This window comes from Pseudonocardia hydrocarbonoxydans (assembly GCF_006539565.1).
GTDB classification, from domain to species: domain Bacteria; phylum Actinomycetota; class Actinomycetes; order Mycobacteriales; family Pseudonocardiaceae; genus Pseudonocardia; species Pseudonocardia hydrocarbonoxydans.
The window spans coordinates 61,379-85,875 of sequence record NZ_BJNG01000006.1 but is presented as its reverse complement, the minus strand read 5'-3'; the positions used below and the strand labels follow the sequence as shown (position 1 = coordinate 85,875).

The following is a 24,497-nucleotide window of genomic DNA, read 5'->3' as shown; positions in this document are numbered from 1 at the left end:
GGGTGAGCCGGGCGGTCCCGGCCTGCGGTGACGCGGCCCGGTGCGCGGGCGGGGGTCGGTACGCCCGCCGGTAGCCTCCCCCCGTGTCGTCGTACGCGAGCCCGCCCCCCGAGGCGCCGACCCGACCGCGGTCGTTGCCACCGGTGGATCTGCGCGCCGTCGCGGCCCGGATCGGGGTCGCCCCGCCCCCGCCCGGCGTCGCGGTCACGGGCGTCACGTTGCGGGCCTCCGACGTCCGTCCGGGCGACCTGTTCGCGGCCCTTCCCGGCTCCCGCGCCCACGGCGCCGACTTCGCGGCCGCCGCCGTCGCCGCGGGTGCGGTGGCCGTGCTCACCGACCCCGCGGGCGCGACCCGGCCGGTCGGCGTTCCCGTCCTGGTCCACCCCGCCCCGCGCGCGGTGCTCGGCTCGGCCTCCTCGCTGGTCTACGGCGACCCGACGGCCGCGCTGACGGTGCTCGGCGTCACCGGCACCAGCGGCAAGACCACCGTCTCGCACCTGATCGAGACGGGTCTGGCGGCGGCCGGCCGCCCGACGGGCCTGATCGGCACCATCGGCACCCGGATCGGCGCCCGGCGGCTGCCGAGCTCGTTCACCACGCCGGAGGCGCCCGACCTGCAGGCGCTGTTCGCGGTGATGGCGCAGGCCGGGGTCACCGACGTCGCGATGGAGGTCTCCAGCCACGCGCTCGCGCTGGGCCGGGTCGCGGGCACCCGCTTCGCCGTCGGCGCGTTCACGAACCTCTCGCAGGACCACCTCGACTTCCACCGCGACATGGACGACTACTTCGAGACCAAGGCCACCCTGTTCGACGCCTGGTCGCAGCACGGCGTCGTCTGCGTCGACGACGGGTGGGGGCAGCGCCTGGCCGCGCGCACCCCGGGCGTGGTCACCGTCAGCAGCACCGGCGCCCCCGCCGACTGGCGCGCGGTCGACGCGGTGACCGGCCAGGACGGGTCGCAGACCTTCACCGTGCTCACCCCCTACGGCCGGGCGGTCCCGGCCCGGCTGCTGCTGCCGGGGGCGTTCAACGTGGCCAACGCGCTGGTCGCGCTGGCCTGCCTGGACGCCGTCGGGGTGCCGGTGGAGACCGGGGCGGCCGGGATCGCGGGCGTCGCGGTGCCGGGGCGGATGCAGCGCGTCGACTCCGGCCAGCCCTACCTCGCCGTGGTCGACTACGCGCACAAGCCCGCCGCCGTCGCGGCCCTGCTCGACGCCCTGCGCGACGAGGTGCCGGGCCGGGTCATCACCGTCCTGGGCTGCGGCGGCGACCGCGACCGCGGCAAGCGCCCGATGATGGGTGCGGCCGCGGCCGCCCGGTCGGCGCTGCTGGTCGTCACCGACGACAACCCCCGCACCGAGGACCCGGCGGAGATCCGCGCGGCGATGCTGGCCGGGGCGGTGGCCGAGCCGGGCCGCGGCGAGGTCGTGGAGATCGGCGACCGGCGGGCCGCCATCGCGGCCGCCGTGGCCGCCGCCCGGCCGGGCGACGCGGTCGTCGTCGCGGGCAAGGGGCACGAGGTCGGCCAGGAGATCCACGGCGTCAAGCACCCCTTCGACGACGCCGCCGAGCTGGCCTCGGCCATCTCCGCGGCGGGCGTGCACCGGTGAGGCCGACGACGTCGGCGCAGGTCGCGGCCGTCACCGGCGGGCGCCTGCACCGGGCCACCGGCGATGAGCCCGTGACGGCCGTGGAGTTCGACACCCGCGCGATCCGCCCCGGCGGCCTGTTCGTGGCGCTGCCCGGCGAGCGGGTGGACGGGCACGACTTCGCCGCCGCCGCCGTGGCCGCCGGGGCCGGGTGCGTGCTGGCCGGGCGCGAGGTCGACGCCCCGGCCGTCGTCGTCCCGCCGGTGCCGGGGCGCCGCACCGACACCTACCTCGCCGCCACCGATCCCGACGGCCACGGCGCCGCCGTGCTTGCCGCGCTCGCCCGCCTGGCCGGGCATGCCGTCGCGGAGCTGCCGCGCTGCACGGTCGTCGGCATCACCGGCAGCTCGGGCAAGACGTCGACGAAGGACCTGCTGGCCGCCGTGCTGGCCCCGCTGGGGGAGACCGTCGCCCCGCCCGGGTCGTTCAACAACGAGCTGGGCCTGCCCTGGACGGCGCTGCGGGCCGGGGAGTCCACCCGCCACCTCGTGCTGGAGTTCTCCGCGCGCGGGGCGGGCCACATCGCCGCGCTGGCCGCGGCCGTGCCGCCGCGGATCGGGGTCGTGCTCAACGTCGGCTCCGCCCACCTGGGCGAGTTCGGCTCCACCGCCGCGATCGCCGAGGCCAAGGGCGAGCTGGTGGAGGCCCTCGACGACGACGGGGTGGCCGTCCTCAACGCCGACGACCCCGCCGTCGCCGCGATGGGCATCCGCACCCGCGCGCGGGTCGTGCTCACCGGGCGCCATCCCAACGCCCACGTGCGCGCCGAGGACGTCGCGGTCGACGCGGGACGGGCCCGGTTCACCCTCGTCGCGCCCGGCGGGTCGGCGCCGGTGGCACTGCGGCTGGTCGGGGAGCACCACGTCGGCAACGCGCTCGCCGCCGCCGCCGTGGCCCTGGAGCTGGGGGCCACCCCGGACGCCGTCGCGCACGCGCTGTCGCTGGCCGAGCCGGCGTCGCGCTGGCGGATGGAGCTCACCGAACGCCCCGACGGCGTCACGGTCGTCAACGACGCCTACAACGCGAACCCGGAGTCGATGCGGGCCGCGCTCTCGGCGCTGGCCTCGATCGGCGCCGGGCGCCGCACCTGGGCGGTGCTGGGCCGGATCGGCGAGCTGGGGGCAGGCTCCGACGCCGCGCACGTGCAGGTCGCGCAGGACGCGCTGGCCCACGGCGTCGACGAGCTGGTGGCGGTGGGCGCGCCGGAGTACGGCGCCCCGCGCGACGCGCCCGACGTCGACGCCGCACTGGAACTGCTGCGGGCCGAGCTCCGGCCCGGAGACGTCGTACTGGTCAAGGCCTCACGGGCCGCGGGGCTCGAACGCCTCGCCGCCGGCCTGCTGGAGGGAGCTCGGTGAGAGGTGTCTTCATCGCCGCGGGCGTGGCGCTCGCGGTGTCGATCCTGCTCACGCCGTACCTGATCCGCTTCTTCGCGCGGCAGGGGTTCGGTCAGGAGATCCGGGCCGAGGGGCCGTCGAGCCACCAGGCCAAGCGCGGCACGCCGACGATGGGCGGCGTCGCGATCCTCATCGCGATCTGGCTGGGCTACCTGCTCTCGCACCTGTTCACCGGCGAGCCGATCACGCTCTCGGCGCTGCTGGTGCTGTTCCTGACGACCGCGCTCGGCGCCGTCGGCTTCCTCGACGACTTCCTCAAGCTGCGCCGCAAGCGCAACCTGGGCCTGAACAAGACCTCCAAGCTGGTCGGCCAGCTCGTCACGGCCGTGGTCTTCGGGGTGCTGGCCGTCCGTTTCGCCAACGGCGACGGACTCACCCCGGCCTCGACGAACCTGTCGTTCGTCCGCGACATCGCGGTGCTGAGCTTCGGGGTCGTCGGCTTCGTGCTGTTCGCCTACCTGGTCGTGGCCGCCTGGTCGAACGCGGTCAACCTCACGGACGGCCTCGACGGGCTCGCGGCCGGCACCTCGGCCATGGTCCTGGCCACCTACGTGATCATCGCGTTCTGGCAGTTCCGCAACGCCTGTGAGATCAGCGCCGCCGCCGGGTGCTACCAGGTGCGCGACCCGCTCGACGTCGGGCTGGTCGCCGCCGCCGCGATGGGCGCCTGCATCGGGTTCCTGTGGTGGAACGCCGCCCCCGCCCGGATCTTCATGGGCGACACCGGCTCGCTGGCGCTGGGCGGGCTCATCGCCGGGCTGTCCATGGTGACGCGCACCGAGCTGCTGCTCGTCGTCATCGGCGGGGTGTTCGTCGTCGAGGCGCTGTCGGTGGCGCTGCAGATCGTGATCTTCCGGACGACCCGGCGACGGCTGTTCCGGATGGCCCCGTTCCACCACCACTTCGAGCTGGCCGGCTGGGCCGAGACCACCGTCATCATCCGGTTCTGGCTGCTCGCAGCCATGTGCGCGGCGCTGGGGCTCGGGCTTTTCTACAGCGAGTGGCTCACGGCGAGCGCGGGGGCCTGATGCGGCCGGACGCCCTCCGGGGGGCCGTCGTCGTGGTCGCGGGGGCCGGGATCTCCGGGCTCGCCGCCGCCCGGGCGCTGCTCGACCTCGGGGCCCGGGTCACCGTCACCGACGCCCGGCCCGAGGCGCTCACCGACCTGCCCGACGGGGCCGTCGCGGGCTCCGAGGACGCCCTCCCGGCGGGCACCGCGCTGGTCGTCACCGGGCCGGGGCGGCGGCCCGACCACCCGCTCGTGCGCTCCGGGGTGCCGGTCGTGGGGGAGACCGAGCTGGCCTGGTGGCTCGGCTCGGCCCGCCCCGAACCGCCCGCCTGGCTGGTCGCCACCGGCACCAACGGCAAGACCACCACCACCGGGATGCTCGCTGCGATCCTGCGCGCCTCCGATCTCGACGCCGTGGCCTGCGGCAACATCGGCTACCCCGCCGTCGACGCCGTGCGGGCGGGGCACCCGGTGCTCGCGGTGGAGCTGTCGAGCTTCCAGCTGCACTGGTCGCCGTCGATCGTGCCGGCGGCGGGGTGCGTGCTCAACGTCGCCGAGGACCACCTCGACTGGCACGGCTCGATGGACGCCTACGCCGCCGCGAAGGCCCGCGCCCTGCGGGGCCCGGTCGCCGTCGCCGGTGTCGACGACGGCCGCGCCGCCGCCCTGCTCGCCGCCGCCCCGGCCCCCCGTCGCGTCGGGGTCACCCTCGGTGAGCCGCGGGCGGGGCAGCTGGGCGTCGTCGACGGGACGCTGGTCGACCGCGCCTTCTCCGACGGGGTCGAGCTCGCCCCGGCCGCCGACGTCGAGCCCGGCGGGCCGCCCGGCGTCACCGACGCGCTGGCGGCCGCGGCGCTGGCCCGCGCCCACGGCGTGGCGCCCGCGGCGGTGCGGGCGGGCCTCGCCGGGTTCCGGCCCGGCCGCCACCGCGCGGAGCGGGTCGCCGAGGTCGACGGCGTCGGCTACGTCGACGACTCGAAGGCCACCAACCCGCACGCGGCCGCCGCCTCGCTGGCCGCGGCGGGGGAGCACGTCGTCTGGATCGCGGGCGGGCTGCTCAAGGGCGCCTCCGTCGACGAGCTGGTGGCCCGGCACGCCGGCCGGCTGCGGGGCGTCGTGGTGATCGGCACCGACCGCTCGGAGATCCTCGGGGCACTCGCGCGACACGCGCCCGAGGTCCCCGTCAGCGAGGTGGTGGCGGGCGACGATGGGCCCATGCCGTCCGCCGTGCGCCGTGCCGCCGACCTCGCCCGGCCCGGGGACGTCGTCCTGCTCGCGCCCGCGGCAGCGTCGATGGACCAGTTCCGCGACTACGCCGACCGCGGGGAGGCGTTCGCCCGTGCGGTCCGCGCCCTCGTCCCGTCCGGCGGCGTGGGGGCGTCCGCGTGAGCACCCGCACCCCGGGACGGCGGCCCGCGCCTGCGCCCGGTGTCGTGCGCCAGGCCGTCGGCCGGGCCGGCGCGGCACTGGCCCAGTGGCTGTCGCGGCCGCTCACCTCCCTGCACCTGGTGCTCGGCGTGTTCGGGCTGCTGACGCTGTTCGGGCTGGTCATGGTGCTGTCGGCGTCGTCGGTGGAATCCCTGGTCAGCGACGGCTCGTCCTACGACGTGTTCTACCGCCAGCTGCTGTTCTGCGTGCCCGGCCTCGCGGTGTTCTGGCTGGGCCTGCGGATCACGCCGCGGCGGCTGCGCTCGCTCGCGCCCGCCGCGCTCGTCGTCGGCGTCCTTGCGCTCGTCGCGGTGCTGCTGGTGGGCACCGAGCGCAGCGGCTCGAAGGCCTGGATCGCGATCGGCGGGTCGTTCACGATCCAGCCGTCGGAGGCCGTCAAGGTGGCGCTGACGCTGTGGGGCGCGCACGTGCTCGTCGCCCGGCGCGCGGTGATGCACCGCTGGAAGTACGCGCTGTCGCCGGTCGTGCCGGTGGCGCTGCTGCTGTGCGTGCTGCTGGTGCTCCAGCCCGACCTGGGCATGACGATCACGCTCGGCGTCGTGCTGGTGGCGCTGCTGTTCTTCGCCGGGGCGCCGCTGCGGCTGATGGGCGCGCTGCTCGCGGGCGCCGCGGGGGGCGCGCTGGTCCTCGGCCTGGCCGCCCCGTACCGGCTCGCGCGGATCACCTCGTTCCTCGACAGCAGCGACACCCAGGCGGCCGGGTTCCAGGCCCGCCAGGCGCTGTACTCGCTCGCCGACGGCGGGCTGTTCGGCGTGGGCCTGGGCCAGGGCCGGGCCAAGTGGAGCTACCTGCCCAACGCCAGCAACGACTTCATCTTCGCGATCATCGGCGAGGAGCTGGGGTTCGCCGGGGCGTTCGCGGTGCTGGCCCTGTTCGCCACGCTGGCCTACACCGGGTTCCGCATCGCCGCCCGCACGCGGGACCCGTGGCTGCGGATCGTCGTCGCCACGTCCACCACCTGGCTGGTCGCCCAGGCCGCCATCAACATCGGGTACGTCGTGGGGCTGCTGCCGGTGACCGGGCTGCAGCTTCCGCTGATCTCGTCCGGAGGCACCTCGCTCGTGGTCACCATGTTCGTGTTCGGCGTCCTCGCCAACGCCGCCCGCCACGAGCCGGAGGCGGTCGCCGTGCTGCGCCGCCCCGGCCAGGGCCGGGTCGCCCGGATGCTGCTGCTGCCGCCGCCGGAGCCCTACCGGGCCCCGGTCAGCCGGGCCTCGGCGAGGGTCCGGTGAGCGCGCCGTCCGTCGTCGTCGCGGGTGGGGGGAGCGCGGGGCACATCGAGCCCGCGCTCGCCCTCGCCGACGCCGTGCGCCGGCTCGCCCCCGGCGCCCGCGTCACCGCACTGGGCACCGAGCGGGGCCTGGACTCCACGCTCATCCCGGCGCGGGGCTACCCGCTCGAGCTCATCCCGCCGGTGCCGCTGCCGCGCCGCCCCAGCGCCGACCTGCTGCGCCTGCCCGGGCGGGTGCGCGGTGCCGTGCTGCGGGTCCGCGAGGTGCTCGCCGCCGTCGATGCCGACGTGGTGGTCGGCTTCGGCGGCTACGTCGCGCTGCCCGCCTACCTCGGTGCCCGCGGCAGGGTCCCCATCGTCGTGCACGAGGCCAACGCCCGCGCCGGGCTGGCCAACAAGGTCGGCGCCCGGTTCGCGGCGCGGGTCGTCGCGGCCGTGCCCGGGTCGGGCCTGCCGGGCGCCGAGGTGCTCGGCATCCCGCTGCGCCGCGCCGTCACCACGCTGGACCGTGCCGCGCTGCGCGCGCAGGCCCGGACCGCCTACGGCCTGCCCGCCGACGGCCCGGTGCTGCTCGTCTTCGGCGGCTCCCAGGGGGCCCGCACGCTGAACTCGGCGGTCGCCGCCGCCCTGCCGGGCCTGCTCGACGCCCGGGTCGCGGTGCTGCACGCGCACGGCCGCACCGGCACGCCCGCCCCGGCCGCGGCCGGGTACGTCCCGCTGCCCTACATCGACGACATGCACCTCGCCTACGCCGCGGCCGACGCCGTGCTGGGCCGCGCCGGGGCGATGACCGTCGCCGAGGTGTCGGCGGTCGGCCTGCCCGCCGTCTACGTCCCGCTCCCGCACGGCAACGGGGAGCAGGCGCTCAACGCGGGCCCGGTCGTCGCGGTCGGCGGCGGGGTGCTGGTCCTCGACGGCGAGCTGACCGGCGACCGGGTGCTCGCCGAGCTGCTGCCGCTGCTCACCGACCCGGCCCGGCTCGCCGCGATGGGCGCCGCCGCGCGCGCGTCGGGCCACGCCGACGCCGACGAGCGGCTCGCCCGCGTCGTGCTGGAGGTGGCCCGCGGATGACCCCCACCGGCCCCGTGACGTTGCACGAGCGCGTCCACCTCATCGGGATCGGCGGCGCCGGGATGAGCGGCATCGCCCGCATCCTGCTCGCGCGCGGCGTCGCCGTGTCCGGCTCCGACGCCAAGGACTCACCCACCGTGCTCGCCCTGCGGGCCCTCGGGGCGCGCGTCGAGATCGGGCACGACGCGGCGCACCTGCCCGCCGCCCCGGCCACCGTCGTGGTCTCCTCGGCGATCCGGGAGGCCAATCCGGAGCTCGCCGCGGCCCGGGCCCGCGGCCTCGACGTCGCCCACCGTGCCCAGGCCCTCGCCGCGCTGACGGTCGGGCGCCGGCTGGTCTGCGTCACCGGCACGGCGGGCAAGACCTCCACCACCTCGATGCTGACGGTCGCGCTGCAGCACGCGGGGCTCGACCCGTCCTTCGCCATCGGCGGCGACCTGGCCTCGTCCGGGTCGGGCGCGCACGAGGGCCTCGGTGACGTGTTCGTCGCCGAGGCCGACGAGAGCGACGCCTCGTTCCTGGTCTTCAGCCCGCGGGTCGCGGTCGTCACCAACGTCGAGGCCGACCACCTCGACCACTACGGCACCCCCGAGGCCTACGTCGCCGCGTTCGGCGAGTTCCTCGGCCGGATCACCCCCGGCGGCTCGCTGGTGGCCTGCGCCGACGACCCGGGCGCGGCCGACCTGGCCGCGCAGGCGCGGTCGCGCGGGATCAGGGTGCTGCGCTACGGCCGCGCCGAGGACGCCGACGCCCGCCTGGTCGACTTCCGCCCCGACGGCGCGGGTGCGCGCGTCGTGCTGGTGCACCGCGGGGTGGAGCACCTGCTGCGCCTGGGCGTGCCGGGTGAGCACATGGCGCTCAACGCGCTGGCCGCGCTCCTGGCCGGCGTCGAGCTGGGGGCGACGGTGGAGGGCCTGCTGGAGGGCCTGGCCGGATTCGACGGCGTGCGCCGCCGGTTCGAGTTCAAGGGCCGCGTCGGCGGGGTCGCGGTCTACGACGACTACGCCCACCACCCCAGCAAGGTGGCGGCGCAGCTGCGCGCCGCCCGCGACGTCGTCGCCGGCACCGGCCGGGTCGTCGTGGCCTTCCAGCCGCACCTGTTCTCCCGCACCCGTGAGTTCGCCGCCGACTTCGGCCGCGCGCTCGCCCTGGCCGACGAGGTCGTGGTCCTCGACGTCTACGGCGCCCGGGAGGACCCGGTCCCCGGTGTCACCGGGGCCCTCGTCGCCGACGCCGTGCCGCTGCCCGCCGAGCACGTGCGGTTCGTGCCGAGCTGGTCGGAGGTGCCGGGTGTGGTGGCCGGCCTCGCGCAGCCGGGCGACCTGGTCATCACGATGGGCGCGGGCGACGTCACCGTCCTCGGGCCGGAGGTCCTGCTCGAGCTCGAGCGCCGCCCGGACCGCTGATGAGCTCCCGTTCGCCGTCCGGCGGCGCCCGCAGGCGGGAGACCGTCGGCGAGGCGGTGGCCCGGCGCGCGGCCCGGGAGCGCGCCCCGTCCCCCCGCGAGTCGCCGGATCCCCGCCCGCGGGCCGCCGACGACCCGCCCGCGAGCCGGGCACCGCGCCGGGCCGGGTCCGGCCGGCCCACGGGACCGGACCGGGCGACCCGACCGCCCGGGGGGCGCCCCCGCCCCGAGCCCTCGCCCGTGCACCGGCGGCGCAGGCGGGTGGCCGCGCTGGCCGGGGTGCTGGTGCTGCTCGCACTGCTCGCCGCCGGTGTCCGGGTCCTGGTCTACGACCTGGGCCTGCTCGACGTCGAGGGGGTCGAGATCACCGGCACCCTCGACGTGCCGCAGGCCGACGTCCTGGCCGCCGCCGCGGTGGTGCCCGGCGGGCCGCTGGCGGCCGTCGACACCGCCGGGATCGCCGCGCGGGTGGCGCAGCTGCCCGGGATCGGGTCGGTCGAGGTCGGCCGCGGCTGGCCGCACACCGTCACCATCGCGATCACCGAGCGCACCGCGGTCGCGGTGGCCGGGACGCCGCAGGGCCCGATGCCCGTCGACGCGACCGGTGTGGTCTATCCCGCACCGGTCGCGCCCGGCCTGCCGCAGCTCACCTTCGGTGCCGTCGGGCCCGACGACCCCTCCACCCGCGCCGCGCTCGACGTCCTCGCCGCGCTCCCGCCGGAGCTGCGGGCGCAGGTCGGGACGGTCGACGTCACCGTCGGCGGCGGGATCCCGCAGGTCGCGCTGGGGCTGACCGAGGACCGCCGGGTGCGGTGGGGCCCGGCCGAGGAGTCCGCACGCAAGGCCGCCGTGCTGGCGGCCCTGCTGACCCAGCCGGGGCGCGTGTACGACGTGACGAGCCCCGCCCTGCCCACCGTGCGGCCGTGACGGCGCGCAGATGGACCCGGTCGGGGGGTTGCCGCCGCGCGGCGCGCCTGCTGGACCCTTGCGGATCAGCGACCTAGCGTTCGAGTCGTCGGATCAGGAAACATCCCCCGGCCCCACTTTGTAGGAAAGGGACCGCGCATGACGCCCCCGCACAACTACCTGGCCGTGATCAAGGTCGTCGGCATCGGTGGCGGCGGGGTCAACGCCGTCAACCGCATGATCGAGGTCGGCCTCAAGGGCGTCGAGTTCATCGCGGTGAACACCGACGCGCAGGCCCTGCTCATGTCCGACGCCGACGTGAAGCTCGACATCGGCCGCGAGCTCACCCGCGGCCTCGGCGCCGGCGCCAACCCCGAGGTGGGCCGCAAGGCCGCCGAGGACCACCGCGAGGAGATCGAGGAGGTCCTCAAGGGGGCCGACATGGTCTTCGTCACCGCGGGGGAGGGCGGCGGCACCGGCACCGGCGGCGCGCCCGTCGTCGCCTCGATCGCGCGCAAGCTCGGCGCGCTGACGATCGGCGTCGTCACCCGCCCGTTCACCTTCGAGGGCCGCCGGCGCGCCGGCCAGGCCGAGGAGGGGATCGGGTCGATGCGCAACGAGTGCGACACGCTCATCGTCATCCCCAACGACCGGCTGCTGCAGCTGGGCGACGTGGGCGTCTCGCTGATGGACGCCTTCCGCTCCGCCGACGAGGTGCTGCTCTCCGGTGTCCAGGGCATCACGAACCTGATCACGACCCCGGGCCTGATCAACCTGGACTTCGCCGACGTCAAGTCGGTGATGTCCGGCGCGGGCAGCGCGCTGATGGGCATCGGGTCCTCCCGCGGGGAGGGCCGGGCGGTGGCCGCCGCGGGCAAGGCGATCAACTCGCCGCTGCTGGAGGCGTCGATGGACGGCGCCCAGGGCGTGCTGCTGTCCATCGCGGGCGGCTCCGACCTCGGCCTGTTCGAGATCAACGAGGCCGCCTCGCTGGTGCAGGAGGCCGCCCACCCCGAGGCCAACATCATCTTCGGCACCGTGATCGACGACTCGCTCGGGGACGAGGTGCGGGTCACCGTCATCGCCGCCGGGTTCGAGGCGGGCGGCCCGACGCACAAGAAGCTCGACCCCGCGGCCTACGGGTCCGGCGGCGGCAAGAACGTCATCGCTGCGGGGGTCAGCGGCACCACGGCCCCGGCGGCGCCCGCCGCCCCGCCCGCGGCGCCCGCCCCGGCGGCCGGCAACGGGTACGGGGGCGCGCACCAGTCCGGGACGCTCCCGCCCCCGGCCGCCCCGTCCGCGTTCCCGGAGCCGCGTCGCCCCGAGTCGGTGCGCCCGGTCGTCGAGTCCCCGCCCGAGCCGCCGGCCTACACCCCGCCCGCGTACTCGCCGCCCCCGGCGTCCACCCCGCCCCCGGCCGACCCGCCGTCGGCACCCCGGCCGTCCTTCGGGCAGCCGGCCCCGGCCGACGACCTGGACGACGACGTGGACGTTCCGCCGTTCATGAAGCGCTGACGGTGGTCGGGACGACACCTCCGCACCCGGTACCCCGCGTGCGCCGGGTCGTCACGACCCGCGCCGGGGGGCGCTCGACCGGGCGCTTCGCCCGGTTCAACCTCTCCACCGGCGTCGACGACGACCCGGCCGCCGTCGCGGCGAACCGGGCCAGGGCCTCCCGTGAGCTCGGGGTGCCGATCGTCTACCTGCAGCAGGTGCACGGCGTCCGCGTCGCGACCGTGGAGGCCGTGCCGGTCGCCGGGGCGCCCGACCTCCCCGGGACCGACGGGATCGTCACGGCGGTGCCGGGGGTCGGGATCGCCGTCCTCGCCGCCGACTGCGTGCCGGTCCTGCTGGCCGACCCCCGCGCCGGGGTCGTCGGCGCCGCCCACGCCGGGCGGGTCGGGGCGGCGGCGGGCGTGCTGCCCGCCACCGTCGAGGCGATGGTGGCGCTGGGGGCCCGCACCGGCGACGTCGAGGTGCTGCTCGGGCCCGCCGTGTGCGGCGGCTGCTACGAGGTGCCGGCCGCGATGGCGGCCGAGGTCGACGCCGCGCTGCCGGGCAGCGCCGTCCGCACCCGGAAGGGCACGGCCGGGCTCGACCTGCGGGCCGGGCTGTACCACCAGCTGGCGGCGCTCGGCGTCGCCCGGGTCGGGGCCGACCCGCGCTGCACGATGGAGAGCCGCGACCTGTACAGCCACCGCCGCGACGCGCCCACCGGGCGGCAGGCGGCCATCACCTGGCTCGACGCCCGATGACCGCGGACCGGGAGGCCCGGCGCGCCGAGCTCGGGTCCCGGCTGGCGGCGCTGCGTGTCCGGATCGCCGACGCCTGCGCGGCGGCCGGGCGGTCGCCGGACGAGGTCGCGCTGCTCGCCGTCACCAAGACCGTGCCGGCGTCGGACGTGACGCTGCTCATGGAGCTCGGCCTCACCGCGTTCGGGGAGAACCGCGTGCAGGAGGCGGCGGCGAAGGTCGCCGAGGTGGCCGCGACGCACCCCGGCGCGCGCTGGCACCTGGTCGGCGGACTGCAGCGGAACAAGGCCCGCGCCGCGGTCCGGTGGGCCGACCGGGTCGAGTCGGTCGACTCCGTGCGCCTCGCCGACGCCCTCGACGCCGCCGTCCGGCGCGCGCAGGACGCCGGTGACCGTTCCGACCCCCTCCCCGTACTGCTCCAGTTCAGCGTCGACGGCGACCCGGATCGGGGCGGAGTGCCCCTCGACAGGCTCCTCCCGCTCGCCGAACACGTCGCCGGGTGCGCCGGGCTGCGGCTCGACGGGACGATGGCCGTGGCTCCGCTCGGCATGGACACGGAGCGTGCCTTTTCCGCCGTCGCGGCGGCCGCGGCTCGGCTGCGGGCGGCGTTTCCGCAGGCCACGACGCTGTCGGCGGGGATGAGTGGGGACCTGGAGGTCGCCATCGGTCACGGTTCGGGCGTGGTGCGTGTCGGAACGGCCCTTGTGGGGGACAGGCGGATAACCTCGCGGTGATCGCTGGAGGTCGGAACGGGCCTCCGGTGTGTCGGGGGCAGCGGCAACGATTGGAGCGCCGATGAGCGCGATGTACCGGCTCAAGGCCTACTTCGGGATGGTTCCGGCCGACGAGATGGCCGACTACGCCGACGAGCCGGTGGAGCGCTACCCCGTTCCGCGGCGGGGGCGCGACCACTCCGAGGACCGGTGGGACGACCGCTTCTCCTACACCGACGACCCCTACGCCGACGACGATCCCCCCGCGCGCCCCGAGCCGGTCCGCGTCGAGCGCGACCGCCGTCCGGTCCGCTCCGTGACGCCCGACCGGGACCCCCGCGCCGGCGTCACCGGCCTCGGTCCGGGGGCCGTCCGCGGCGCGCTGGCCATCGACACCGACGCCGTCCTGAGGGAGCCCGTGCGGCTGCCCGTGGCGCCGTCGCCGCAGGTCGTGCCCGAGCAGCGGGACCGCGCGGCCGCCTCGCCCACCCGCATCACGACCCTCCAGCCGCGCAGCTACAAGGAGGCGCGGACGATCGGGGAGCACTACCGCGACGGCCAGCCGGTGATCATGAACCTGACCGAGCTGGACGCCGCGGACGCCAAGCGGCTCGTCGACTTCGCGGCCGGGCTGGCGTTCGCGCTGCGCGGCTCGATCGACAAGGTGACCAACCGGGTCTTCCTGCTCACACCCGCCGATGTCGAGGTCTCCGCGGACGACGCCCGCAAGCTCGCAGAACGCGGCATCTTCCGCCAGGATTGAGCCGTGCCCCTCGCGATCCAGTTCGTCCTGTACTACCTGCTGTTCTTCTTCTGGCTGCTGCTCATCGGCCGCATCGTGGCCGAGCTCGTGCGCAGCTTCGCGCGGCAGTGGGTGCCGGCCGGGCCCAGCGCCGTCGCCCTCGAGCTGATCTTCACCGCCACCGATCCTCCCGTGAAGTTGTTGCGGAGAGTGATCCCCGTCGTCAGGATCGGCGGCGTAGGACTGGACCTGTCGATTATGGTTCTGCTGCTGGTCGTGTTCATACTGATGAGCGTTGCCCAGCCGTAGCCGGAGTGAGCCCCAGTCACCCGGTTTCGCCGCCGAGGACTGCATGAGGTGATCCGATGCCGCTGACACCCGCCGACGTTCACAACGTCGCGTTCAGCAAACCCCCTATCGGGAAGAGGGGGTACAACGAGGACGAGGTCGACGCGTTCCTCGACCTTGTCGAGGCCGAGTTGGCTCGACTGATCGAGGAGAACGAGGACCTGCGCGAACAGGTCTCGGAGCTCGAGCAACGCCTCGGGAACGCACAGGCCGACCTGGAGGAGGCGCGGTCGCGCCCGCCTGCCGCGATGGCTGCGCCGGTGTCTCCACCGACGCAGCAGATCCAGCGCCAGGTGGAGCCGCCGCCCATGCGCCCGCCCATGGAGCCCCAGCGCTCCATGTCCGAGCGCTCCATGTCGGCGCCGCCGCCGCAGATGGCCGAGCCGGGCGACCAGGGCGGTGACCACCACGTCCAGGTCGCCAAGGTGCTCTCGATGGCGCAGGAGATGGCCGAGCGGCTCACCGCCGAGGCCAAGTCCGAGGCCGACTCCATGCTCAGCGACGCCCGGACCAAGTCCGAGCAGCTGCTGTCGGAGGCCCGCACCAAGTCCGACGGCCTCGTCAACGACGCCCGCTCGCGGGCCGAGACGATGCTGAACGACGCCCGTACCAGGGCGGAGACCCTGGAGCGCCAGTCGCGCGACAAGGCCGCCACGCTGGTCGGCGACGCCGAGCGCAAGCAGAACGAGATCATCGGCAGCATCACCCGTGAGAAGACGGTGCTCGAGAAGAAGATCGACGAGCTCCGCACCTTCGAGCGGGAGTACCGCACCCGCCTCAAGACCTACCTGGAGTCCCAGCTCAGGGACCTGGAGGGTCGTGGCTCCGCTGCGCCGACCGACGGTCGGAGCACGCGGGACGGTGGCTACGCCGCCACCGGGTACGGTCAGCGCGCCGACGCGGGCAGCTGACCAGACCGCTCCCCGTGACACCTACACGGCGGCGCGGTGTCCGACCGCGCCGCCGCATCTGGAGTGAAGAGTGCTGCTGCTGGTTCTGATCCTGGTCATGATCGCCTTCGGGCTGCTCCTCGTCGGACTGTTGTCGAGCAGCATCGTCTGGGCCTGGGTATCGGTCGCCGTGAGCCTGGCCGCAGGCGCGGTGCTGGCGGTGGACTGGATCTCCCGTCGGTCGGCGGTCAAGGCCGGTGACGACCGTGCCGTCGGCTCCGGTGGCACGGAGGACGCCACGTCCTCCTCGTCCCCGGGCACCCGTGAGGTCGAGCCGGTCACCGAGGTCATCCCGGTGGTCCGGCCCTCGGGGATGCCCTCCGGCGCGCCGAACCAGGCCGTCGACCCCCGGTTCGGTCCCGACTCCGACGCCCAGCAGACGGTGCTGATGCCCGCCGTGCAACCGTCCGGCTCTCCGTCGGGACCGTCCGGCGCTCACCCTCCGATCACACCATCGAGCGAATCCGAGTCACCCACCGTAACCGTGGCGGACGACCCTCGTTCCGCGTCCACACCCGAGCCCGGTGCCCCCGCCGGCTCCGTGGACGGGACCGGCGGCGGCGCCGCCACGGTCGTCGCGGCCGAACCCGTGCCGGCCGCGGGGACGTCCGGGGCTCCGGGTCCCGCGGTCCCGGCCGTCGTCGATCCGCCCGCGGCGGACGCCGCCCGCCCCGCCGCGGCCGCCGAACCCGAGTCGCTGTTCACCAGTCCGTCGGAGGCGAGGTCCCCGGGCTCCGGACCGGGAACCGGGGGCTTCGGCCCCATCCGCCCGGTCGAGCCGCCCCGCCGGGCCGACGTCCCCGCCGCCGGTCCGGCGGGCACGAACGGCACGCCTGCGGGCCGCTCCGCCGACGTGACCGCGGTCGTCGACACGACGGCGGGGGGAGCAGGCGCCGCCGATCCCGCGCCCGCCGATGCCGCGCCCGCAGATCGCGTGCCCGCAGATCCCGCGCCCACCGACGCCGCGCCCGCCGACGCCGCGCCCGCCGACCCACCCCCGGGCGATCCCGCGTCCGGCGACGGTGCGGGCCCGTCCGCGGCGGTCGCCGCCGACCCGGCCGCGCCGGCCGAGTCGACCGTCGTCGACCACACGCCCCCCGCGGCGGCCGAGGCCGACGCGGCCCCCGACGCCGACCCGCCGGAGGAGCAGGCCGAGCCCGCGGTCACGGCGCTGGTCGCCGGGCTCGACGACGAGGTGGTCGTCATCGACGAGCAGCCCCGCTACCACGTCCCCGGCTGCCGCTCGCTCGTCGCGGCGGCGCTGATCCCGCTGCCGGCGCGCGAGGCCGTCGAGCTCGGGTTCACCCCGTGCGGCTGGTGCACGCCCGACAGCACGCTCGCGGGGCGCCACCAGGCCACCGCGCGTTAGGGGCGCGGAATACCGGGTGGCGCCGCGGCGCTACCCTGGACCGACAGGCACCGATCCGGCCATCACCGGGGAGCCTCCGGAAGAAACGCGCCGCGCGTGTCGCGGCGCGGAGTAGAACCGGACGGGACGGCCCGTCACAGCCGGCCACGAGTGGTCGCGCCCCGGCGCGGCAAGCGGGGTGGTACCGCGGTGCACGTCCGATCCGGGCGGGCGTCGTCCCCGTGCAGGCAGCAGCACGAGCCGCACGTGACCACACCGCCAGGGAGCACCACCGATGACCGGCTACCCCGCCGTACCGCCGCACCCGTCCTTCCCCGAGATGGAGCGCGAGGTCCTCGACTTCTGGGCCGAGGACGGCACGTTCGCCGCGTCCGTCGAGGCCCGGGACGCCGGGGAGAACGGCGCGAACGAGTTCGTCTTCTACGACGGCCCGCCCTTCGCCAACGGCCTGCCGCACTACGGGCACCTGCTCACCGGCTACGTCAAGGACGTCGTGCCGCGCTACCGGACGATGCGCGGGCGGCGGGTGGAGCGCCGGTTCGGGTGGGACACCCACGGCCTGCCCGCCGAGGTCGAGGCCGAGAAGCAGCTCGGGATCAAGGACAAGTCCGAGATCGACGAGATGGGCGTGGCCGCGTTCAACGCCGCCTGCCGGGAGTCGGTGCTGCGCTACACCGACGAGTGGCGCGAGTACGTCACCCGCCAGGCGCGCTGGGTGGACTTCGACAACGACTACAAGACCCTCGACCTGGACTACATGGAGTCGGTCATGTGGGCCTTCAAGTCGCTGTGGGACAAGGGCCTGGTCTACTCCGGCTTCCGCGTGCTCTGGTACTGCTGGCACGACGGCACCCCGCTCTCGGCCACCGAGACCAAGATGGACGACGTCTACCAGGACCGGCAGGACCCGGCCGTCACCGTCGGGCTGCGCCTCGCGGCGCCGGGGTCCGATCTCGACGGGGCGCTCGCCCTCATCTGGACGACCACCCCGTGGACGCTGCCGTCCAACCTGGCCATGGCGGTCAACCCCGAGGTCGACTACGCCCTGGTCGCGGCGAACGGGGAGCGCTACCTGCTCGCCGCCGCCCGCGTCGCCGCCTACGCCCGCGAGCTGGGGGAGGAGCCGGAGGTCCTCGGCACCTACCGCGGCGCCGACCTCCTCGGCCTGTCCTACACCCCGCCGTTCGACTTCTTCGCCGGCTGGCCGCACGCGCACGTGGTCCTGGCGGCCGACTACGTCACCACCGATGACGGCACCGGCATCGTGCACATCGCGCCGGCCTTCGGCGAGGAGGACAAGGTCGTCACCGACGCGGCGGGGATCGAGGCCGTGGTCCCCGTCGACTCGAAGGGCGAGTTCGACGCCCGCGTGGCCCCGTACGCGGGCATGCAGGTGTTCGACGCCAACCACCAGATCATCCGCGACCTCAAGGACGGCGCGCCGTTCGTGCAGGGCGTGCTGCTGCGCCACGAGACCTACGACCACCCGTACCCGCACTGCTGGCGCTGCGGCAACCCGCTGATCCAGCGGGCCGTCGACTCCTGGTTCGTGCAGGTCACGGCGATCCGCGACCGGATGGTGGAGCTGAACCAGCAGATCACCTGGGTGCCCGAGCACGTCAAGGACGGGCAGTTCGGCAAGTGGCTGGAGGGCGCGCACGACTGGTCGATCTCCCGCAACCGGTACTGGGGCTCGCCCATCCCGGTGTGGGAGTCCGACGACCCGGCGTACCCGCGCCGCGACGTCTACGGCTCCCTCGACGAGCTCGAGCGCGACTTCGGCGTGCGCCCCACCGACCTGCACCGGCCCTACGTCGACGAGCTGACCCGCCCCAACCCCGACGACCCCACCGGGCGCTCGACGATGCGCCGGGTGCCGGAGGTGCTCGACTGCTGGTTCGAGTCGGGCTCGATGCCGTTCGCGCAGGTGCACTACCCGTTCGAGAACCGCGACTGGTTCGAGCACCACTACCCGGGCGACTTCATCGTCGAGTACAACGGCCAGACCCGCGGGTGGTTCTACACCCTGCACGTGCTGGCCACGGCCCTGTTCGACCGCCCGGCGTTCCGCGACTGCGTGGCGCACGGGATCGTCCTGGGCGACGACGGCACGAAGATGAGCAAGTCGCGCGGCAACTACCCGGCCGTCACCGAGGTGTTCGACCGCGACGGCTCCGACGCGATGCGCTGGTTCCTCATGTCCAGCCCCATCCTGCGCGGGGGCAACCTGGTCGTCACCGAGCAGGGGATCCGGGAGGGCGTGCGCCAGGCGATCCTGCCGCTGTGGAACACCTGGTACTTCCTGTCGCTCTACGCGGCCGGGCACACCCCCGTCACCCGCACCGACTCGACGCACGTGCTCGACCGGTACGTGCTGGCCAAGACGGCGTCGCTGGTCGACGCGGTGACCGCGGCCCTGGACGTCCACGACATCGCGGGCGCCTGCGAGCAGGTGCGCGACCACGCCGAGGTGCTGACGAACTGGTACGTGCGCCGCTCGCGCGAGCGGTTCTGGGACGCCGACGCCGACGCGCTCGACACCCTGCACACCGTGCTGGAGGTGACCGCGCGCGTCGCGGCGCCGCTGCTGCCGCTCACCACCGAGCGGATCTGGCAGGGGCTCACCGGGGGGCGGTCGGTGCACCTGACCGACTGGCCGGCGGCCGGGGAGCTCCCGCACGACGACGCACTGGTCACGGCCATGGACCGGGTGCGGCAGGTGGCGTCGTCGGCGCTGTCGCTGCGCAAGGCCCGCCGGCTGCGGGTGCGGCTGCCGCTGGCCCGGCTGACGGTGGCCGCGGCCGACGCGGCCGCGCTGGAGCCCTTCGCCGACGTCCTGCGCGACGAGGTCAACGTCAAGGACGTGGTGCTGACGACCGACGTGGCCGCGCACGGCCGGTTCGAGCTGGCCGTCAACGCCCGCGCCTGCGGCCCGCGCCTGGGCGGTGACACCCAGAAGGTGATCCGCGCGGTCAAGGCGGGGGAGTGGGAGCAGGCGGCCGACGGCACCGTGACCGCGGGCGGCATCACGCTGCTGGAGGGCGAGTTCACCGAGCGGCTGGTCGCCGCCGACGCGGACGAGACCCTCGCGCTGCCGGGCTCGTCGGGGCTGGTGGTGCTGGACACCGCCGTCACGCCGGAGCTGGCGGCCGAGGGCACCGCCCGCGACGTGGTGCGGGTCGTGCAGCAGGCCCGGCGCGACGCCGGGCTCGAGGTGTCCGACCGGATCGCCCTCGTCCTCGACGCCGCCCCCCCGGTGCTCGACGCCGTGCGCGCCCACGAGGGGTTCGTGGCGGGCGAGGTGCTGGCGACCTCGGTCGGGTACGGGGAGGTCGCGGACCCGACCCTCGTCGGCTCGGTGACGGCCCCCGACACCACCGCGACCCCCCTGAGGGTGCACGTGACCCGCGCCTGACCCCGCCCCACCCCGCCTCGCCCCCACCCCGCCTCGCCCCCGCCTCGCCCCCGCCCCCTGGTCGCAGTGGGGTGGCTTCACTGCAACGGGACGGGAGTGGAGCCACCCCACTGCGATCCGGGGTGGGCGACGACGCCACCCCGCGACGGGTGCCGGCGGTCGAACGGGCCACTAGGGTGCCGTCGTGGGATCGGTGGCGCGGCGGTGGGCGGAGCTGCAGGAGGGGCGGGGCATCCCGCCGGGGATCCTCGCGCAGGCCCCGGCCCCGCCGTGGGAGCACGACCCGTCCTACTTCACCCCGCCCGCGGTCCCCGCCGACACCCCGTCGCGGCGCGCCGGCCTGGCGCTGCTCGGCGCGGGCGGCACGGTGCTCGACGTCGGCGCGGGCGGCGGCGACGCCTGCCTCGCGCTCACCGGGGCGGCCACCCACGTCACCGCGAACGACCGGCAGGCCGACATGCTCGAGCTGTTCGCCGCCGAGGCGACGGCCCGGGGTGTGCCGTTCCGCACCGTCCTCGGCCGCTGGCCCGACGTCGCGGAGCAGGCCGGCACCGCGGACGTCGTGGTCAGCCACCACGTGCTGCACAACGTCGTCGACCTGCCGCCGTTCGTGACGGCGCTGACCGCGGCCGCCCGGCGCGGGGTCGTCGTCGAGATGCTCGACGAGCACCCGATGGCCTGGCTCGACGGGCTGTGGGTGACCTTCCACGGCCTGCACCGCCCACCGCCCGCCACCACCGACGACGCCGTGGCCGTCCTGCGCGAGCTGGGGATCGCACCACGGGTGCGGCGCTGGGAGCGGCGCACCCCGCCCAAGCAGGACCCCGCCTGGGTGACGCGACGGCTGTGCCTGCCCCCCGACCGCGAGCCCGACGTCGCCGCCGCGCTCGCCGCCACGCCGCCCCGCCCGCGGCACGCCGCCACGCTCACCTGGGACGCGGGTAGTTAGAGTCGACTCCAGCGGAGGTGATATGCCCGATCTGGAGACTGTGCTCGGCGTCGCGGCCGCCGTCGTCCTGATCGGTGTGCTCGCCGTGCGGGTCTCCGTCCGGGTGGGGCTGCCCTCGCTGCTGCTCTATCTCGGCATCGGGGTGCTGCTGGGCGAGTCGGTGCTGGGCATCGAGTTCTCCGACGCGCTGCTGACGGAGTCGATCGGGCTCGCGGCGCTCGTGCTGATCCTCATCGAGGGCGGCCTGACGACCCGGTGGGACGCGGTGCGGCCCTCGCTCGGGGTCGGCATCGCGCTGTCGACGGTGGCGGTGGTCGTCAGCATCGGCGTGGTCGGGGTGTCGCTGCACGTGCTGCTCGACCTGGAGTGGCGCACGGCGTTCCTGTGGGGCGCGGTGCTGTCCTCGACGGACGCGGCGGCGGTGTTCAGCGTGCTGCGCGGGGTCGGGGTGTCGCGGCGGCTCGCCGGTGCGCTGGAGCTGGAGTCCGGGATGAACGACGCGCCGGTCGTGCTCGCCGTGCTGCTGCTCGCCGCCGCCGACCCGATCACCTGGCTCACCCCGGTCCTGGTCGTCTACGAGCTGGGCGCCGGGGCCGCGATCGGGGTGCTGCTCGGGCTCGGCGGGGCGTGGGCGCTGCGCCGGGCCGCCCTGCCGTCGACGGGCCTGTACCCGCTGGCGGCGATCGCCGTGTGCGTGCTGGCGTACTCCGGCGGGCAGTTCGCGCACGCCTCCGGCCTGCTCGCCACCTACGTCTGCGCGCTCGTGCTCGGCAACTCCGACCTGCCCCACCGCGGCGGCGTGCAGTCCTTCGCGGAGGGCACCGGCTGGCTGGCCCAGATCGGGCTGTTCGTGCTGCTGGGGCTCTACGCCTCCCCGGGCCGGCTGCTCGACGCGGTGGCCCCCGCCGCGGTCGCCGGGCTGGTACTGGTGCTGGCGGCCCGCCCCCTGTCGGTGCTGGTCGCCGCCACGCCGTTCCGGGTGCCGTGGCGGGAGCAGGCCTTCCTGTCCTGGGCGGGTCTGCGCGGCGCGGTCCCGATCGTGCTCGCCCTCATCGCGTTGACGGAGGGCGCGCCCGGCGCGGGCATGCTCGTCGACGTCGTGTTCGTGCTGGTCGTGGTGCTGACGCTGGTGCAGGGCACGACGCTGCCCGCCGTCGCCCGGCTGCTGGGGGTGACCCAGGCCGTCGACGCCCAGCGGATCGAGGTCGACGCCGCCCCGCTCGACGAGCTCGGCGCCGACCTGATCCAGGTGCGGGTGCCCGTCGGGTCGCGGCTGCAGGGCGTCTACCTGCGCGAGCTGCGGCTGCCCGTGGGGGCGACGGTCAGCCTGGTGGTGCGCCGCGGGGAGGCGTTCACCCCGGACGGCGGGACCCGGCTGCGCGAGCGCGACCAGCTGCTGGTCGTCGCCACGTCGGGGGTGCGGCAGGCGACGGAGGCGCGCATCCGGGCCGTCGACGCGGGCGGACGCCTGGCCCGCTGGCGCGGCAGCACCCCGCGTTGAGGGATGATGGCCGGGTGAGTGCCCCCGCAACCGCCCCCCGTGTCCGGCTGCTCGCCCTGATCGCGGTCCTGATCCTGGCCGCCGACATCGCCACGAAGGCGATCGGTGTGGCGCTGCTGGAGGGCCGCGAGCCCGTCGAGCTGCTGGGGGGTCTGATCAACCTGCAGCTCGTGCGCAACCCGGGTGCGGCGTTCTCGCTGGCCACCGGCTACACCTGGGTGCTGTCGCTGATCGCGCTCGGGGTGGTGGTCGTGATCATCCGGGTGTCGCGCAAGCTGCGCTCCACCGGCTGGGCAATCGCGCTCGGGCTCATCCTCGGGGGCGCGACGGGCAACCTCGTCGACCGCATATTCCGGGCACCCGGGCCGCTGCAGGGCCACGTCGTCGACCTCGTGTCGCCGTTCGCCCCCGACGGTCGCGTCTTCCCGGTGTTCAACCTCGCCGACTCCTCCATCGTCTGCGGCGGCGCGCTGCTGGTCGTGCTCGCGCTGCTCGGCCGGGAGCTCGACGGCACCCGCACGCCGTCGAAGAAGGAGTCCTCGGCCACGGAGACCGCCGGTGAGTGACCTGCGCAGCCTCCCCGTCCCCGACGGACTCGACGGGATGCGCGTCGACGCCGGGCTGGCGCGGCTGCTCGGCATGTCGCGCACCGTGGTGGCCGGGTTGGCCGAGGAGGGCCGGGTCGAGGTCGACGGCCGGGCCGCCGGCAAGTCCGACCGCCTCGTCGCCGGGTCCTGGCTGGAGGTCACGCTGCCCGAGCCCGCGGGCCCGACGACCATCTCCGCGCCGCCCGAGGTCGTCCACGGCCTGACGGTGCTGCACGCCGACGACGACATCGTGGTGGTCGACAAGCCCGTCGGCGTCGCCGCGCACCCGAGCCCCGGCTGGACCGGGCCCACCGTCGTCGGGGGGCTGGCCGCGCTGGGCCACCGCGTCTCGACGTCGGGGTCCGAGGAGCGGCAGGGCATCGTCCACCGGCTCGACGTGGGCACCACCGGCGTGATGGTCGTGGCCACCTCCGAGCGCGCCTACACCGTCCTCAAGCGGGCGTTCAAGGAGCGGACGGTGTCCAAGCGCTACCACGCCGTCGCGCAGGGGCACCCCGATCCCAGCAGCGGCACCATCGACGCCCCGATCGGCCGGCACCCCAAGCACGACTACCGCTTCGCCGTCGTCGCCGACGGGAAGCCGAGCGTCACGCACTACGACACGATCGAGGCGTTCCGCGCCGCGTCGCTGCTCGACGTGCGGCTGGAGACGGGGCGCACCCACCAGATCCGGGTGCACCTGTCCGCCCTGCGCCACCCCTGCGTCGGCGACCTCGCCTACGGCGCCGACCCCACGCTGGCCAAGCGGCTGAAGCTGGACCGGCAGTGGCTGCACGCGCACGAGCTCGGGTTCGAGCACCCCGGCGACGGGCGGTGGGTCTCCTACACGAGCCCCTACCCGGCCGACCTCGCCGCGGCCCTGGACCTGCTGCGCGAGTGAGACCCCGCCTCGCCGTGCTGGCCGGGTGCCTGGTCGTCGCCCTGCTGACGGCCTGGTACGCCGGGTCGCGCTTCGAGCCCGCGACCCCCGGGCCCACCCCGGGATCGGTGCGGTTGGGGCCCGACGCCGGGGAGGCCGTCGACGCCTACCTCGCCCGGATCCCCGCCGAGCTCCCCGGCCCCGGGGAGGCGGCCTACGCGCTGGTGCAGTTCCGCGCCGGGCTGGCCGGGCCCGCCGCGGTGGACGTGGTCGCGGGCGCGCAGCCGGTGACGGCGGTGTTCCGCGTGCCGATCGAGCGGGTGCAGACGGCGCTGCGGTTCGAGGACCTGGGCACCGTCGACCTCGCCCGCAACCGCGCCGTCGCCGCCGCGCAGGCCGACGCGGCCCGGCTCACCGGCCGCCCGGCCGCCGTCGCGTCGGCGGAGGCCGCGGCACTGGCCGATCCGGCGTGCGCGTGCGTGGCCGCGCTCGTGGTCCGCGGCGACCGGGCGGCGCTCGACGCGCTGGGCACCCGCCCGGAGGTCCGGGCGGTGCACGCCGCCCCGCCCGACGCCCGACCGGTGGAGCTGGCCCTGGCGCCCCTGCTCCCCGAGCAGACGCGGGCGGCCGACCCCCTGCCCGACGACGGCGAGCCCCCGCGCGGCTGAGGCGCC

At 75.8% G+C, this 24,497-nt stretch carries 21 protein-coding genes; all 21 read left to right on the top strand.

Annotated elements, in window-relative coordinates:
• The first annotated feature begins 134 nt into the window (after positions 1 to 134).
• The 21 genes from PHY01_RS04270 (at position 135) to PHY01_RS04170 (ending at position 24,491) form a co-directional block, all read left to right on the top strand.
• Positions 135 to 1,610 (top strand): UDP-N-acetylmuramoyl-L-alanyl-D-glutamate--2,6-diaminopimelate ligase, encoded by a 1,476-nt coding sequence (locus PHY01_RS04270; RefSeq protein ID WP_445009113.1) that lies wholly within the window; start codon positions 135 to 137, stop codon positions 1,608 to 1,610.
• Positions 1,607 to 3,007, top strand: coding sequence for a UDP-N-acetylmuramoyl-tripeptide--D-alanyl-D-alanine ligase (locus PHY01_RS04265; RefSeq protein ID WP_141277192.1), 1,401 nt, complete (start codon positions 1,607 to 1,609; stop codon positions 3,005 to 3,007). The genes PHY01_RS04270 and PHY01_RS04265 overlap by 4 nt, the downstream gene beginning before the upstream one ends.
• On the top strand, positions 3,004 to 4,074 hold the full coding sequence (mraY, locus tag PHY01_RS04260) for a phospho-N-acetylmuramoyl-pentapeptide-transferase (protein ID WP_141277191.1): 1,071 nt from the start codon (positions 3,004 to 3,006) through the stop codon (positions 4,072 to 4,074). Before PHY01_RS04265 ends, mraY begins: the two co-directional genes overlap by 4 nt.
• Positions 4,074 to 5,444 (top strand): UDP-N-acetylmuramoyl-L-alanine--D-glutamate ligase, encoded by a 1,371-nt coding sequence (gene murD / locus PHY01_RS04255; RefSeq protein WP_141277190.1) that lies wholly within the window; start codon positions 4,074 to 4,076, stop codon positions 5,442 to 5,444. The genes mraY and murD overlap by 1 nt, the downstream gene beginning before the upstream one ends.
• Positions 5,441 to 6,736, top strand: coding sequence for a putative lipid II flippase FtsW (gene ftsW, locus PHY01_RS04250; protein WP_307723938.1), 1,296 nt, complete (start codon positions 5,441 to 5,443; stop codon positions 6,734 to 6,736). The genes murD and ftsW overlap by 4 nt, the downstream gene beginning before the upstream one ends.
• Positions 6,733 to 7,806 (top strand): UDP-N-acetylglucosamine--N-acetylmuramyl-(pentapeptide) pyrophosphoryl-undecaprenol N-acetylglucosamine transferase, encoded by a 1,074-nt coding sequence (locus PHY01_RS04245; RefSeq protein WP_141277189.1) that lies wholly within the window; start codon positions 6,733 to 6,735, stop codon positions 7,804 to 7,806. The genes ftsW and PHY01_RS04245 overlap by 4 nt, the downstream gene beginning before the upstream one ends.
• Positions 7,803 to 9,212 (top strand): UDP-N-acetylmuramate--L-alanine ligase, encoded by a 1,410-nt coding sequence (murC, locus tag PHY01_RS04240; protein ID WP_141277188.1) that lies wholly within the window; start codon positions 7,803 to 7,805, stop codon positions 9,210 to 9,212. Before PHY01_RS04245 ends, murC begins: the two co-directional genes overlap by 4 nt.
• Positions 9,212 to 10,138 (top strand): cell division protein FtsQ/DivIB, encoded by a 927-nt coding sequence (locus PHY01_RS04235; protein ID WP_141277187.1) that lies wholly within the window; start codon positions 9,212 to 9,214, stop codon positions 10,136 to 10,138. The genes murC and PHY01_RS04235 overlap by 1 nt, the downstream gene beginning before the upstream one ends.
• 138 nt (positions 10,139 to 10,276) lie before the next feature.
• Positions 10,277 to 11,632, top strand: a complete 1,356-nt coding sequence (ftsZ, locus tag PHY01_RS04230; RefSeq protein ID WP_141277186.1) for a cell division protein FtsZ — start codon at positions 10,277 to 10,279, stop codon at positions 11,630 to 11,632.
• Between the two features lie 38 nt (positions 11,633 to 11,670).
• Entirely contained in the window at positions 11,671 to 12,372 is a 702-nt protein-coding gene (gene pgeF, locus PHY01_RS04225; RefSeq protein WP_246085691.1) for a peptidoglycan editing factor PgeF, read from the top strand.
• Positions 12,369 to 13,103 carry a YggS family pyridoxal phosphate-dependent enzyme gene (locus tag PHY01_RS04220; protein ID WP_141277184.1) on the top strand — a complete coding sequence of 245 codons (735 nt, stop codon included), beginning with the start codon at positions 12,369 to 12,371 and terminating at the stop codon, positions 13,101 to 13,103. Before pgeF ends, PHY01_RS04220 begins: the two co-directional genes overlap by 4 nt.
• Positions 13,104 to 13,164: 61 nt before the next feature.
• Positions 13,165 to 13,845: a cell division protein SepF gene (locus PHY01_RS04215; RefSeq protein WP_141277183.1), complete on the top strand. Its 681-nt coding sequence runs from the start codon at positions 13,165 to 13,167 to the stop codon at positions 13,843 to 13,845.
• A gap of 3 nt (positions 13,846 to 13,848) precedes the next feature.
• Positions 13,849 to 14,133, top strand: a complete 285-nt coding sequence (locus PHY01_RS04210; RefSeq protein WP_141277182.1) for a YggT family protein — start codon at positions 13,849 to 13,851, stop codon at positions 14,131 to 14,133.
• A 56-nt stretch (positions 14,134 to 14,189) separates the two neighbouring features.
• Positions 14,190 to 15,083, top strand: a complete 894-nt coding sequence (gene wag31 / locus PHY01_RS04205) for a DivIVA-like cell division protein Wag31 (protein ID WP_141277181.1) — start codon at positions 14,190 to 14,192, stop codon at positions 15,081 to 15,083.
• Positions 15,084 to 15,153: 70 nt separating this feature from the next.
• Positions 15,154 to 16,491, top strand: coding sequence for a hypothetical protein (locus PHY01_RS04200; RefSeq protein WP_141277180.1), 1,338 nt, complete (start codon positions 15,154 to 15,156; stop codon positions 16,489 to 16,491).
• Between the two features lie 274 nt (positions 16,492 to 16,765).
• Entirely contained in the window at positions 16,766 to 19,906 is a 3,141-nt protein-coding gene (gene ileS, locus PHY01_RS04195; RefSeq protein WP_141277179.1) for an isoleucine--tRNA ligase, read from the top strand.
• Positions 19,907 to 20,090: 184 nt separating this feature from the next.
• The gene (locus tag PHY01_RS04190) at positions 20,091 to 20,855 is read left to right on the top strand and encodes a class I SAM-dependent methyltransferase (RefSeq protein ID WP_141277178.1); all 765 of its coding nucleotides are present in this window, start codon (positions 20,091 to 20,093) and stop codon (positions 20,853 to 20,855) included.
• A 22-nt stretch (positions 20,856 to 20,877) separates the two neighbouring features.
• Positions 20,878 to 22,356, top strand: coding sequence for a potassium/proton antiporter (locus tag PHY01_RS04185; protein ID WP_141277177.1), 1,479 nt, complete (start codon positions 20,878 to 20,880; stop codon positions 22,354 to 22,356).
• Positions 22,357 to 22,370: 14 nt separating this feature from the next.
• The gene (gene lspA / locus PHY01_RS04180; RefSeq protein ID WP_246085690.1) at positions 22,371 to 22,922 is read left to right on the top strand and encodes a signal peptidase II; all 552 of its coding nucleotides are present in this window, start codon (positions 22,371 to 22,373) and stop codon (positions 22,920 to 22,922) included.
• 37 nt (positions 22,923 to 22,959) lie between these two features.
• Positions 22,960 to 23,844, top strand: a complete 885-nt coding sequence (locus tag PHY01_RS04175; protein ID WP_218030004.1) for an RluA family pseudouridine synthase — start codon at positions 22,960 to 22,962, stop codon at positions 23,842 to 23,844.
• Positions 23,841 to 24,491: a hypothetical protein gene (locus PHY01_RS04170; RefSeq protein ID WP_141277175.1), complete on the top strand. Its 651-nt coding sequence runs from the start codon at positions 23,841 to 23,843 to the stop codon at positions 24,489 to 24,491. The genes PHY01_RS04175 and PHY01_RS04170 overlap by 4 nt, the downstream gene beginning before the upstream one ends.
• Positions 24,492 to 24,497 lie beyond the last annotated feature (6 nt).